Source organism: Metabacillus hrfriensis (assembly GCF_030127205.1).
GTDB lineage: Bacteria > Bacillota > Bacilli > Bacillales > Bacillaceae > Bacillus_P > Bacillus_P dongyingensis.
This window is the reverse complement of record NZ_CP126116.1, coordinates 2,422,701-2,436,571: the sequence shown is the minus strand read 5'-3', so window position 1 is coordinate 2,436,571 and position 13,871 is coordinate 2,422,701. Positions and strand designations below refer to the sequence as shown.

The following is a 13,871-nucleotide window of genomic DNA, read 5'->3' as shown; positions in this document are numbered from 1 at the left end:
TACTTCATGCAATTCTATTTACCTTTTGATAAGTATCGAATTTTATACAGATAAAACCCCATTCGTCATGGGGTTTCTCATCTACATTTATATATTGCGTTGAAGTCTCGATTAGCGTTAAGCTTCCCTAATATGGGGTTTGTGTTTTTTAAGTTTTAGCTTAAGGTTAATCCAAAATTCAAAGACCTATCCACTTGAAAGTTGTAACCTATGCTTTGTACGTTAATTTATTTGATGATTAATGATATTTGATTGACCGTTTTATTTGAAAGTATATCCATAGTATTCTTGCAATTCTTTAATTCGCTGTGCATACAATTTGTCAAAGTATAAAGAATAATAATCTGAATCATATGTGTAATCTTCTTTAACTGGTCTTTTAGATTTTCCACCTAGTTCCTCAAGGTGTTTCTTCACTTTCATTTCAAGAAATTTCTCTTGTTCTTTAGACGCTTCATCCACAACATGATTATTTCTTTCACTGTGATAATTGACCCTATTTTGATTTAAAAAAAGTGATTGGTTATTTTGAAACTGCTCAATAGCATCTTTGTTGAATTGTTCCAAATAACTTATGATTTTTTTCTTTCTAGCCTTCAATATGATTGCATACGCCACATAGTAAAATCTCAAGCTAAGCACCTTTCCATTTTCATCGGAAATTTCACCTAATCTTTTTTTCCATTCTGTTTGATATTTCTTAGATTTCTTTGCATTGTTGTATTTTTCTAAATACCATTCATTTACATCATACTTCTCCATTATTTCTCTTTTAAGATTAACTATTTTCTTTACTGTACTTTCATGTAAATTGATTGGCTCAAATTCACCTTCCACTACCCCTTTGTATACAGGATAGTATTCAATGATTTTTAACTTTGCCATTCTGTTCAAAGTCCCTGCTAATTGTTCTTGCAAAGTCTTTAATCCTAAAATAAAATCGTTAATAACTCTTTCTTCACCTGTACGAATAACGTTGTTACTAATTAGGTCTTTTACATGCTTTTCTTTTAACTCTGTATTATATCTAGCTTTGACTAACTCATTCATTGATGGGGTGATTAATTCAAAGTCTAAACACCACTGGTTTAATGTTTGAGCTACCTCAGTAATTAAACCTTGCTCTAACACTGAAACGACCATAATGTCCATGTTCCTTAGGTAAGGTGTAGTCCATTTACCATTACTTATATTGCCACCTAAATTGCGTTCTTTTTCCAATGGTACCTCCCTCTTTTCACCAAGAATCAATTCTTTCTTTTTCCCCTTCTTTTTGCCATATCCCTCATCAACTTTAACTGAATAATAGTAGCGATTTATTTCTTTCATTAAGGCATCATCACTTTCCTTTCTCCATTTCTTTCCTTCTGCAATACATTTCTTTTGTGCATCAGTTCCATACATCTCTACTGCTTCTAACAGGGTAATCTTTTTCACTTTTACAACTTGCTCCTTTATACATTACATACGATTTTCTTGAAAAAGGACGTAAAACTCACTAAGAATAAATTAAAAATAATTATTATAGGTGACTTTTACGTCCCATTTTATCCCTCTAAATCAGGGAATTAACTATTGCTATATGTTACTCTACTAAAACTTTGTTATATAACCTTCACTCGCTACTTGTCCACCATCCTTTAAATGTTCCGCTATGCTCTACATTTAAAGCCTAGCCACAAGTAGCACAAAGGCTCGATTAAATCTATACTCTTTTTTTACTCCTTTCACACAATCCTCTGTACATTTCTGGAAAACAAAAAAACACAAATTACCTCTGTTAAAGAGTAAAATTTGTGTTTGATTTGATTCTAATTTATTAGTGTTTATTAAGTTTTTAAATGTTATGTAATCTAGTCAGTTAGCTGACTATACTAATATTATACCACAAATAATGTAAAAAGTCTAAAAACCTCTTAATTAGTACATTAACGTAATAAAGCGAATACTAAGTTTTGATATTAATGAACTTAAGATAGAATTTGGGTTTTTTCTGACGACTCTTAAACCTTATCGTGATGGCAGACTAAAAAAGTGAATAACTACTCAATCGCTGAATCGCCAAATATGTGGAAGAGTTTCTATTCACGTTAACAAAATAGTATTGGTAATTTATATCAATAAATATACAAGACTAAGTTAGTTTTTTATTTCAAACTGTTCTACTGATCCATTCTCCCACCTGATTCTAACACTTAAAGCTAGGTAAGCTGTCAAAATTTCTAAACTAAAACCCTTTTGTGTATAACTCAAGGTTTTAGAAGGAATTTCCTCATAAGTCTGAATTAGTTGTTCCAATGAAAACTTCTCTTTTAGCCTCTTATTTAATTCACTTAAAGTCATTTTTCTTAGAACACCTAATCTATTATAAATTGTCAATTCCTTTTTCTCAACTGCTCTTCTATCCCATTTTCTTTGGATGTCTTGTGGTACAGTTCTATCAATGTAATAAAAAAATCTACATTTACTTTTATTTGGATTTTTGATTTTATAATAAGAACAAAAATTGTTACGTTTATTATGGAAACAATTCTTGCAATCAGCATTAACAGTTTTTAGCTTACTAAACTTGGCAACAAATCTTCCTAGAATTTCAGAATCCTTTATATCTGTCTCATGCACCTTGAGATGACACGTCCTACAAAGGTATACTACATCCTCAAACTTTTCATTTCCAACACGATTATATGTAATGTGATGAAGATGTATATTCTCTTTTTCATCACACATAGTACATTGTTTTTTATGTGATTTAGCATATCTTTCTTTAAATTGTTTCCAGTGTCTTGTCTCTAGATAATCTTCATAATTATCAACTTTTTCTCCTGTACTACAATTAATCTGTTTCAATTTTTACAACGCCCCTTATTTAGAAATTCTGTTCTTAGAGTAGTTTCTTTAGGTGTTTTGATAAAAACACAATTTTATTAAACATTTAACTAGCTTCATATTCCTCAATCAACTTGTACAAAGTCGTTCTGCTAACATCTAATTCATTGGCAAACTGTGTTTTATTGATTTTTCGAGCCATGTATTGCTCATATAGTTCTTTGAATTTCTGGTCTATTTCAATTGCCTTTCTTCCTTTGTACTTGCCATTTGCCTTAGCAATTGCGATTCCTTCACGTTGCCGTTCCAGCATATTCATTCTTTCAAATTCGTTAATTGCCCCTAACATTGTTAGCATCAACTTCCCTTGAGCAGTTGAAGTATCAATGTTCTCTTTTAGAGATATTAATGTGACGTGCTTTTTCTCCATTAACTCCACCAATTCATTCAAGTAAATCCTTTGTACTCCTAGCAAGTCGTGAAAAGTCGTTAATGATTGCGGTATCCCCTTCACGTATATAATCGAGCATAATTTGTTGGTTCCCAATCCTATACTGGTGTTGCTTATGCCAAAATGGATTCTGGGTATTGGGGAGCTAGATATAAAGTAGTTATATTAAGAGTATAATAAAAGCCACCCATAAGGATGGCTTTTATTACACTCCAAATAATTTTACATAAACATCATTAAATAAATGAACTTGGGCTGTACGATTTATCCAAATCGAAATATTATGATATTTCACATTGGATAAAGTATTGACCCTTACATAAGGATCTCCATAAGCGATTATTTGATTATTATGTTTTTTATAATTATCTTTCATATAATTGATTAACTTTTCATGTTCCTCATAGATATTCAAACTAACACTTGGAACATGCCTAAATCCTTCTGTATCCGTTTCCTTTACATAAGGTTTTTCTAACATAAAAGAATAATAATATTTATTCTTTTTGTCCCTTCTTTTTTCATATTCCTTTACGATCCCCTCTATACAGATAGGGTGATTCGGTTTCGATTTTTTTCTAAAATATTTCGATAATACTAGGAAATCTTTATATTCAGGACCAAAATAAAATTTATCCCAACTAATAGACTTGCTCTTATATTCTAACTTTATATGTTTCATAACATCCTTATTCTCTTCCATTTTAGAACGCAGGATCATGATATCTTTCATCCTGCTAAGATAAGGTGCCATTGATCCACTATTTTTATAATTCTTGTCAGCGGCATCTCCTTTTCCTTTTGGACTTGCAGTTGTTCCTTCTTCCTCTTCTTCTGGCTTTTCCTTCATTGCTTTCTTAACGACTTGCAGCCTTATAGCATATTGATCTTTTTTCTTCTTTACCATGAAATCTTTCAATGCCATTGGGCTACGGGCTACAATTTCAATCTGTCCAAATGTATTATATTCACAATTTTCCCCATGTTCAATTCCTTTTTCCAACCGGAAATAAGGAGATATGTCAATCACTCTATTTTCTAATTGTCTCTTTCCTGATCTTCTGAATGATAATTCTTTCTTACAATAAGGACAAGTAAACTTTTCCCCATTCAATTCCTGTTTATCTGCTTCGATATTGGTCATCGTTTCTTTTGTTTTAGTATAAACCGCCTTATCTATTTTTACCCCCATATATACTACTACTCCCTTTCTTTTGTAGTCTTATAAAATATCATATCTTAAAAATTTCCATCCAACTAGATCAACATACATAAAAATTTCCAACAGACATCTAAGATTGAGTAGTTACGAATATAGGTTTCAATGTAAAATAAAATCTTATTTAATGTATTATCAATGTATCTCTTATTTTAATACATATATTAACTCACATTGGAAGTTTTTAGTTAATTATTTTATATGCTTAACAAATTAATTAAAAAAGACACCCCATAAATATTCCATAGTTAAGATCAAGTCCTTTTTTGCTACGACTTCTTTAAATTCATTAAAGGACTTGATGAAACCGCCTTGGTTAGTAATTGCTCATCATTCATGGTATGCAAATACCGTTGAGTTACAGTTATGTCAGAATGCCCTAGTAGGCGTGACAATGAGTAAACATCTATATTACCTTGTGTCAAACATTGGACAGCGTAGAAGTGTCTAAATGTATGTGGAGATACTCTTTTCCCTTCTATCCCTGCCCTTCTTCCCGCTTCTTTGATAATGTTGTCTAGAGCTACATGAGAAATCCCTGTGCCTATATAGGAAAGGAAATAGTTGTTAGATAAATCTTTTTCTAAGAAATACTGTTTTTTAATCCGCTCATATTTGATTAAAATTCTTTTCAAAGCAGGACTGATGAAAACGATACGTTCTTTGTTACCTTTACCGTTTACCAGGATAGATGTTTCTTTAACGTTCACAGATAGCAAACCTCTTATTTCCATTGCTCTTAATCCACAATCAGCCAACATTGCAATAATGGCTTTATTTCTTGTCTCAAGATAGTTTGTATATGTGAAAACTTCAATCATTTTTTCTACTTCAGATGCTGTAAAGCCATTTAATACCTTTTTAGGTACTTTTGGTACTTCTACCTTTTTTGTTATATTCCCCTTTAAATATTCTTCTCTCTCACACCAAGAGAAAAATGCTTTTATCATTTTAAACATGGAAACAATACTTTGAGGTTGCAACCCATCTTTTTGTTTCACCCTTATATACGCTCTCAAATCATAGGTGGTGATACTTTCAAGTTCTGTAATAGCCCTCTTTTCTTTTAAGAAATTCTTCAATTGCTTATATTCTTGTCTTTTGTTTATTAATGTCTTAGTTGTAAATCCTTTTGCCTGGCAATGGTACATGTATTCCTCAAGAATATCTTCTAACAACATACAAAAAACCACCTTCCTCTGGTTTAGTTTCCATCAGAAAAAGTGGTTTCAGATTAGTTTTATGAAAGATAAAGCAAAAATAAAGAAAATATCTGATGAAAGATTCACTCTACAACAAAAGTTAAAGCAGATTTAATCTTTTCATCACGTTTAACCAAATGGTAAATCCTTATGTACCAAGGGTTGAAGAGTGTTTTACTTCGCACCTTGATTGTTCATCATTTTCATCATTTGATTGATTTTCTTTTGGGATGGTTTCATTCCCATTTGCATCATCATCATTTTTAACATTTGCTCGTTAATTGGCGGATTTTTCTTTAAGTAACTCATCATATACTGGCGAGCAATGAAAAATCCTAGTGCTACTCCAGCAAGTAATGCCAGAACGCCTACTAGAATGACTACCCACAGATCCATCGTATTTCCTCCTTCATGTTGTCTATTTTACAGTGTACTAAACCATAGGATATTATACAACAAATACTCCATAATTTCTGCCTTTTTAGACAAATTTTCTTTCTTTTATCGGTTTTAGCCAGCCATATCGTTTTGCTTCAAAATCCATAGCTAAAAAACAGGAGTCAAATTTTCTCAGTATTTCAAAAAAGATCGCTTCCATATCAAAACTTCCAATAGATGTGACTTCTATATATTGATCCCTTACTTGCAGCATAGCATTCCCCTGCTTTGATTCGCTGACGATTCGATGATAACCTTCAGTATGAGCATAATTGTATTGGTTCATTAAACTGGATTCAATCATATTATCAATTGAATCAGCTGAAATTGATTTAGTTACATATCTGATTTGTTTGTATAAGTGATAAAATTCCAGCTGCTCAGGGCTCGTCCGAAGATATTCCTGAAAAAGATGGAACAGTTTCGCTTCTCGGCCAAAAAAGTGGTTCGCAAATTCCTCTTCTATTAAATAGACATAATAGTGCCTCATTCTTCCACCCCTCCGAAATAACTGTTATCGTCAATTATAATGGAATAGGGTATTAGAAATTTGTCTAAACAACAGAGAAATGCTTCACTTTTTTTGTCGAAAAAGAGAGAACGATCAAAATCGTTCTCTCTCAGAGGTGATTATTGTTCAAGCAGCGCTTTTACTCTCGCCATTACGTTTTCAACAGTAAAGCCATACTCTTTCATAATTTTATCTCCAGGTGCAGATGCGCCAAACTGATTAATCGCAAGAACATCGCCCTCATCCCCAGTATAGCGTTCCCAGCCCAGAGGAGCTGCCATTTCAATCGCAAGACGTTTTTTAACAGTCTTAGGAAGAACGGATTCACGGTACTCTTTTGATTGACTTTCAAATCGGTTCCATGATGGCATGCTGACAACAGCAACATCTATACCTTCTTTAAGCAGGGCATCCTGAGCTTCAACCGCAAGGCCAACTTCAGATCCTGTAGCTAATAACAAAGCATCTGCTGTTTCTTTTTTGCTTGCTGAGATCGTGTAAGCTCCCTTAGAAACGCCCTCATAAGCTGTTTCAGAAGTACCTTTAATTGTTTTTAAGTTTTGTCTAGTCAGGACAAGTGCAGTTGGTGACGTTTCTGACTCTATGGCAATGCGCCATGCTGCAGCAGTCTCATTGCCATCTGCCGGGCGGATTACGGATAAATTAGGCATTGCACGAAGCGATGGAAGCTGTTCAATCGGCTCATGGGTTGGTCCATCTTCCCCAACAGCAATGCTGTCATGTGTAAATACATACGTTACAGGAAGTCCCATAAGTGCAGCTAAACGGATTGCCGGACGAAGGTAATCAGAGAATACAAAGAATGTTCCTCCATATACTCTCAAGCCGCCATGCAAAGCCATACCATTTAATGCAGCACCCATTGCGAATTCACGTACCCCAAACCAAATATTGCGGCCGCTGTAATCCTCTGCTGTGAAATCAGCAGCTCCTTTAATGGATGTATTGTTAGAACCCGCTAAATCAGCTGATCCTCCAAAGATATAAGGAATATTTTTTGCCAGTGCATTTAATACCTCACCTGAGGATGCACGTGATGCAAGTGCTTTTCCCTCTTCATACACAGGCACTGCCTCGTCCCAGTTTTCAAGCAATTCGCCACTGATTCCTGCGTTCAGCTGTTTTGCAAGCTCTGGGTATTCTTTTTTATAACTTTCGAAAAGATCATTCCATGCCTGCTCTTTCTTATTTCCGAATTGTTCAGCAGATTCCTTGAAATGAGCATAAACTTCTTCTGGAACATAAAAGTCTTCTTCAAATGTCCAAGCATAAGCTTCTTTTGTTAATTTAATTTCGTCAATCCCAAGCGGCTTGCCATGTACGTCAGACTTTCCGGACATATTTGGAGAGCCATAGCCGATTGTTGTTTTCACTTCAATTAACGTTGGACGAGTTTCATCTTTTTTAGCGGCTTCGATTGCTTTAGAAATCTCTTCTATATTATTGCCGTCTTCAACACGGATGACCTGCCATCCGATAGATTTGAATCGATCTTCAACATTTTCAGAGAATGATCGATCTAAGTCGCCATCAAGAGAAATATCATTTGAATCATATAAAACGACTAATTTGCCAAGCTTCAGGTGACCTGCAAGAGAAGCTGCTTCAGAAGAGATACCCTCCATTAAGTCGCCATCTCCGCAAATAGCGTATGTGTAATGATCTACTACAGGATATGATTCTTTATTGTATGTATGTGCAAGATGGCGCTCTGCCATGGCCATTCCAACAGCCATGCCGATTCCCTGGCCTAATGGACCTGTAGTTGCATCTACACCAGCTGTGTGATGGAATTCAGGGTGACCTGGAGTTTTGCTTCCCCACTGTCTGAAAGATTTAAGATCTTCCATAGATAGATCATAGCCTGACAAATGAAGCAGACTATACAGCAGCATAGATCCATGGCCAGCTGATAATACAAAACGATCACGGTTAAACCATTCAGGGTTTTTAGGATTATGATTCATAAATTGTGTCCAAAGCGAGTAAGCCATTGGAGCTGCCCCCATAGGCATTCCAGGATGTCCTGAATTTGCTTTCTCGATTGCATCGATCGATAATGTTCGAATCGTAGCAATAGATAAGTCTTGAATTGAATGTGACATAATTTGATCATCCTTTCATAAATAACATTCTACTTTCTTATCATAGCGGTACACACTTTAGGATACAACCATTAATAATGAAATGTAATAGTGCATTAAGATGTGTAAGAAACTATTCTAATGTATTATGTGCAAATTGAAAAGGAATACATCACAAATTGACGTATTCCTTTTATTAATGAAGGTTTCGCTTCTTCTCATCTTTTAGTTTTTGAGGTGTTACATCCGTACCGTTTGGGTCGAGGATCGTAACGCCTTTTAATGTATTTTTCATGGAACCGCGAAACACCTGCAGGTATTCCTGTCTCAGGCTTTGCTGTTCTTTTAGTTCTTCAGGTGACAAAGCGCTTGATTTAGCCTTTTTTGAAAGTTCATTGATTCTAGCCATTTTTTCTTTTGAAAGCATAATGGTAACTCCTTTTTGTAGATAGATTCACTATGCTATCGTACTAAAAATGACTGTAAAAGACAACTTATTGGTCTCCTGATTGTTTCATATATTCCTGATATCTTCTATGTACTGTTGCCTTTGAAACATCATGGCCAAAGCCTCTCAAAGTAGCAGCAATTTCTGCAAATGTCAGTTTGTTTTGTTTTAAGCGGACAATTTCTGAAACAGGAAGCTCTTTTTTTTCCTTCCCGGGGCTCCCATGAATATTAGACAGGTTATTTTGAGGTTTAAACCCGTTTTGGACCGCACGCTGCATGCCTCTTTTGATTTTCAGATTATGAATCTTTCTCTGATATTCTTCAACAATGCTGACGATTTCAAGCACCATAGAATCAGCTTCTGAGAGCAGAAGCCTGCCGTTATGTGTAACGGAATAAAGTGTTATTCCCTCTTTTAGAAGAAAATGAATGAGTGCAATTCTGGCGTTTCCCCTCCCAAGCCTTGTTTCATCCTGGATCAGGATTGCATCCACCTGCTGATTTTTGATGCAGTCAAACAGTTCAAATATCCCGTCCCTCTCTATATCATAGCCGCTGGCCTGCTCTTCAATCACTTTTACAATATTCATGCTGTGCTGCTCAGAAAGATTTATGAGCTCTTCCTTCTGTCTTAAAAGAGATGTTTCCTGTTCTTCTTTCACTGTGCTGACTCTGCAATAGATGATGGCGTTCAGTGTTCTCACTTCCCTATTTCTTGCTTGCTATTTGATTGACCTCATAAAAGGCTGTCTTCTCAATGGGTATAAAGACTTGTTCACCAGGTTTAATTACTGCAGTCTCCATACCGTTTTTTTCCTGTACCCACTCGACAAAATCTGACTTAGAAAGATTATGATGTTCTTTAAATTTGTCAGCAATACTCCAGATGCTGTCCCCTTCAGTAACTTCTATATTTACGTAGTGATCCATTCTGTCTTTTTCACCAGTATAAGATAAAGCAAAGACAGCAACAATAACGACGATAAAAAATGAGAGTAAATAAGAAAAAGATTCTTTCAACATAATCCCCACCTCGAAATAGAATGTTTGTTCGCACTTTTGATATTTTTAGTATAATGCGAACAAACGTTTCTGTCAACGGATTTTTTCGAACTTATGTTTGTATGCACAGGAAAAACATGCTATAATCAACATAAATTACAGGACGCGAGGTGCATAAGATGACAAAATTATCAAAAAGACAGCAGGATATCTTAAACTTCATCAAATTAGAAGTTCAGAAAAAAGGTTATCCGCCTTCTGTTCGCGAAATTGGCGAAGCTGTCGGCCTTGCTTCTAGTTCAACTGTCCACGGCCACCTGGCCAGGCTAGAGAGCAAGGGACTAATCAGACGCGATCCAACTAAGCCCAGAGCCATTGAAATTTTAGAAGAAGAGACTTCACATATTCCAAGATCAAATGTTATAAATGTTCCGATTATCGGTAAGGTTACAGCGGGTTCCCCTATAACAGCCATCGAAAATGTTGAGGAATATTTTCCGCTTCCTGATACGTTTGCAGCAGCAGATGATCAAGTATTCATGCTCGAGATTATGGGAGACAGTATGATAGAAGCTGGAATTCTGGACGGGGATATGGTAATTGTTAAACAGCAAAAAACAGCAAATAACGGAGATATCGTAGTTGCCATGACAGAAGATGATGAAGCAACAGTAAAACGTTTCTTTAAAGAAAAAGACTTCATTCGCCTTCAGCCTGAAAATTCAACCATGGATCCTATTATTCTGCGAAATGTTTCAATTTTAGGGAAAGTCATTGGGGTTTACCGGAATATTCATTAAAAATCTTTGCTGCTCAGCAAAGATTTTTATTTTGGCGTTTTATGCTCTTTAACAAGGGGAATATATAATAATTGATAAAATTTAGAAGAGGTAACCTATGAATTCCAATATTATTCATGATGAAATAACCATACTGCGAACGAATTGCCAATTCATTTTTCCCTTTTCATGGGCTCAGGACTGCACTAAGGAGTTAATTGAGGAGCTGTTAGCCAACGGGTTTGAATTTTTTTCAATTGAGAATGTTAAACAGCAAAATAAATATTACGGGGAGAGCATTGATATCCCGCATAAACGTTTGAATCATTATTTTATGCCGTACATAGAACAAATCTTATTCCCTGACAAATATAAAGAAAAAGCGATAAACCGTTACTCAAAGCCTTTAAATTTGAAATGCAGACTTGATACTGCACACAATTCATTTTCTTTGAAGGTTCATTCAATTGATATCTACCTTTGTCCTTTCTCTATCGGAATGGTAACGATTCGAACAGACCCTTACAATAACAATGAAGATTTCTCTTTAAGTGATGCACTGGATTTTATGGATCATTTTCGCGTTCTCGAGCCCTCAATTACAGAAGAAAAAGGTACTGTTCTCTATTGTGGTGAAAAACGTTTTGACAAGACTCAGGATTTTATCTTCCAGGACCTTTGTCCATTCATCGTCCCCTTCATAGAAAAAAGCGAGAATGATCAATCAACTTATCTGGGCAGCCTTCCTTATTTTATTGATGAAAGAATGTTCGTATCCAGTTTTTTAATGGCTGCTCCTGATGATCAAATAACAAATAACGATTTATTCAGAATCGGACATATGAATGGATATAAAGAAAAAAAACAGCCATACATCTCTGCAACCAATCAAAAGTACATCGAAAAATACGTAAATGATCATGTTTATGACAGGTGGTCCCCGGATAGTTTTCATATTATCAGCGACCATACATTTACATGCATCAGCAGAGACAGCAAAAATGAAAAACTCATTGCTGAAGAAATGTATGGCCAGCTATATTACAATATGATTCTGCACTTATTTTATAAAATTGTCCTTTTAAAGCTTTCATACAGTTATTCACAGCTCTATATTGACCAAAAACAAGATAAAATGGACAAACTGATCAGATCGATTGCCAATTTTACCGCCAAATATATTTTTTCTGAAATCAGCAGCCGGACTGAGGGACAAGAGCTTTCTGTTTTGATGAAAGATCGCTTTAAAATTGAAACTCTTTACAAAGAGGTAATAAACACGATGGACAGTCTTTATCAAAATCAGGAAAAATTTGCAAGTAAACGTCATAATTCTCTATTGCTGATCTTAACGACTTATACTGTTATTTCCGGGATTTACGGAATGAATCTGGTGATTGAAGACTGGCGGGGGAAAATTGAGTGGAGCAAGCTTGCCGGTTATTCTGTTTTTGAATATATTTCGCTCGTTGTAGCTTTATCAGGTATTGCTGTAGGGAGTGTACTTGCCGGGATTGCAATCATAAGACTGCTTAAAGACTATTTTGATAAGGGAAAATCTGAAAACCTTGACTGAGTAATGCCGATGCTTTTTTCTATATTAATTACACAAAAACCCCTCAACATCTGCTGAAGGGTTTTTGTGTAATTAATATTGATACATATACTGTTCTCTTTCCCAAGGGTGAACTTGAGTTCTGAACATATACTTTGTGTTTTTTAAGTTTAATTAGGTAATAAAACCTTATTATATCAATACTTTTGAAAAATTAGTGAGTTATTAATTATATTAAAGTTGATACTTTGGTGGTCAAAAAGTGGTCAATTTTGGGGTCAAAAAATTATTGATATTGTATTTAAACATTATATATCTTTTATACTTTATTGAATTGATATGGTCTCGCCTTCAATATCATCTATTTCCACATCGTTACTTTCAAGTTCCTCAAATTTACTCAATATGAATTCCAAATCTTCGTTTAAAACAATATATACCTCCGATTAAAAGCAGATCTTATTTAAAATAGATTATACCATCAAACATAAAAAACATTTTAAAAGTTACCAAATGGCGATTACACTTTGCTGCAATCGCCCCCGATTGTTGAATAACATTTGATTTACATTAAAACATTAGTAGTTTTTGATTAGCTTTCCATTTTTGCTGGATCAAAGCCAATTAAAGAGTGAGTATACTCCTATTATTGCAAAGAGAATTGTTAATATTATTATCGAAAAGCAACCAATAACAAATAATTTATCATACAATGAATCGTCAGGTTCTTCCTGCAGTTTTTCTTTCACTTTATCTTGTACAGGTGAAATTACCTGATCTAATTCCAGGTTTTTTAAAATTTCATTGTCACCTTTAAATTTTAAAGCTCTTGCTATAAGGAAAGGATCATTTCCCATAGTTTTTTCAAATTGAATACAAGCTTGGATCATTTCCGGTGTTTTATTCTTTTCTAAATACCAGTAGCGACCTGCCATTGATGGATATTTTAATGTGAAATAGATGTCCCCCAACTTTCTGCGGAGCTCTAACTCATTTGGGTAAGTTGAAATTAACCCGTGTAGTCTATCCCTTGCTTTGCCTAAATCATTTTTCTTAATGTCCTCTTCAATCTTCTTAATAGTCTTAACTGGTAATTTTTCTATGTAAAACACCTCATTTATCTTCTTAGGATAGTTGCTTCCTAAACTAAACTATCCTATTAGCTAATAGTCAAAGGGCAAACACTCTATGCTGCAATCGCCCCCGATTGTGGAATAAAGGACACGATCCACTATTTGTGAATTGCGCTCGATTGTTGAGATAAATAATACTATTTAAGGCTGTTGAAGCCGGCTTGTGCTTATTAAACTATAGCCTCCGTTAACAAGAA

General features: G+C 34.7%; 14 protein-coding genes. 2 read left to right on the top strand and 12 right to left on the bottom strand.

What is annotated here, in order from left to right:
- Window positions 1–261: 261 nt before the first annotated feature.
- The 11 genes from QLQ22_RS12140 to yneA all read right to left on the bottom strand — a co-directional run bounded on the left by QLQ22_RS12140 (window position 262) and on the right by yneA (window position 10,228).
- Window positions 262–1,437, bottom strand: a complete 1,176-nt coding sequence (locus tag QLQ22_RS12140; RefSeq protein WP_284016685.1) for a hypothetical protein — start codon at window positions 1,435–1,437, stop codon at window positions 262–264.
- Between the two features lie 702 nt (window positions 1,438–2,139).
- Complete coding sequence (locus tag QLQ22_RS12135) at window positions 2,140–2,850, bottom strand: HNH endonuclease signature motif containing protein (RefSeq protein ID WP_284016684.1); 711 nt, start codon at window positions 2,848–2,850, stop codon at window positions 2,140–2,142.
- Between the two features lie 85 nt (window positions 2,851–2,935).
- A complete protein-coding gene (locus tag QLQ22_RS12130; RefSeq protein ID WP_284016683.1) occupies window positions 2,936–3,259 on the bottom strand; it encodes a recombinase family protein in 324 nt (107 codons plus the stop codon).
- A gap of 226 nt (window positions 3,260–3,485) precedes the next feature.
- Window positions 3,486–4,472, bottom strand: coding sequence for a hypothetical protein (locus QLQ22_RS12125; protein WP_284016682.1), 987 nt, complete (start codon window positions 4,470–4,472; stop codon window positions 3,486–3,488).
- Between the two features lie 296 nt (window positions 4,473–4,768).
- Window positions 4,769–5,680 carry a tyrosine-type recombinase/integrase gene (locus tag QLQ22_RS12120; RefSeq protein WP_284016681.1) on the bottom strand — a complete coding sequence of 304 codons (912 nt, stop codon included), beginning with the start codon at window positions 5,678–5,680 and terminating at the stop codon, window positions 4,769–4,771.
- A gap of 195 nt (window positions 5,681–5,875) precedes the next feature.
- On the bottom strand, window positions 5,876–6,097 hold the full coding sequence (locus QLQ22_RS12115) for a YneF family protein (RefSeq protein WP_223442814.1): 222 nt from the start codon (window positions 6,095–6,097) through the stop codon (window positions 5,876–5,878).
- Window positions 6,098–6,182: 85 nt separating this feature from the next.
- A complete protein-coding gene (sirA, locus tag QLQ22_RS12110) occupies window positions 6,183–6,629 on the bottom strand; it encodes a sporulation inhibitor of replication protein SirA (protein ID WP_223442812.1) in 447 nt (148 codons plus the stop codon).
- A 140-nt stretch (window positions 6,630–6,769) separates the two neighbouring features.
- Window positions 6,770–8,776 carry a transketolase gene (gene tkt, locus QLQ22_RS12105; RefSeq protein WP_223442809.1) on the bottom strand — a complete coding sequence of 669 codons (2,007 nt, stop codon included), beginning with the start codon at window positions 8,774–8,776 and terminating at the stop codon, window positions 6,770–6,772.
- A 175-nt stretch (window positions 8,777–8,951) separates the two neighbouring features.
- The gene (locus QLQ22_RS12100; protein ID WP_223442805.1) at window positions 8,952–9,182 is read right to left on the bottom strand and encodes a DUF896 domain-containing protein; all 231 of its coding nucleotides are present in this window, start codon (window positions 9,180–9,182) and stop codon (window positions 8,952–8,954) included.
- Window positions 9,183–9,249: 67 nt separating this feature from the next.
- Window positions 9,250–9,900, bottom strand: a complete 651-nt coding sequence (locus QLQ22_RS12095) for a YneB family resolvase-like protein (protein WP_252208772.1) — start codon at window positions 9,898–9,900, stop codon at window positions 9,250–9,252.
- A gap of 13 nt (window positions 9,901–9,913) precedes the next feature.
- Window positions 9,914–10,228, bottom strand: coding sequence for a cell division suppressor protein YneA (yneA, locus tag QLQ22_RS12090; RefSeq protein ID WP_223442802.1), 315 nt, complete (start codon window positions 10,226–10,228; stop codon window positions 9,914–9,916).
- 158 nt (window positions 10,229–10,386) lie between these two features.
- Here yneA and lexA point away from each other — a divergent pair, with 158 nt between their 5' ends.
- Together lexA and QLQ22_RS12080 are read left to right on the top strand one after the other, a co-directional pair.
- Window positions 10,387–11,007, top strand: a complete 621-nt coding sequence (gene lexA, locus QLQ22_RS12085; protein WP_223442797.1) for a transcriptional repressor LexA — start codon at window positions 10,387–10,389, stop codon at window positions 11,005–11,007.
- A 97-nt stretch (window positions 11,008–11,104) separates the two neighbouring features.
- Entirely contained in the window at window positions 11,105–12,562 is a 1,458-nt protein-coding gene (locus tag QLQ22_RS12080) for a magnesium transporter CorA family protein (protein ID WP_252208667.1), read from the top strand.
- A 593-nt stretch (window positions 12,563–13,155) separates the two neighbouring features.
- Here QLQ22_RS12080 and QLQ22_RS12075 read toward each other — a convergent pair.
- A complete protein-coding gene (locus QLQ22_RS12075) occupies window positions 13,156–13,644 on the bottom strand; it encodes a DUF6584 family protein (RefSeq protein WP_223443363.1) in 489 nt (162 codons plus the stop codon).
- Between the last annotated feature and the right edge of the window lie 227 nt (window positions 13,645–13,871).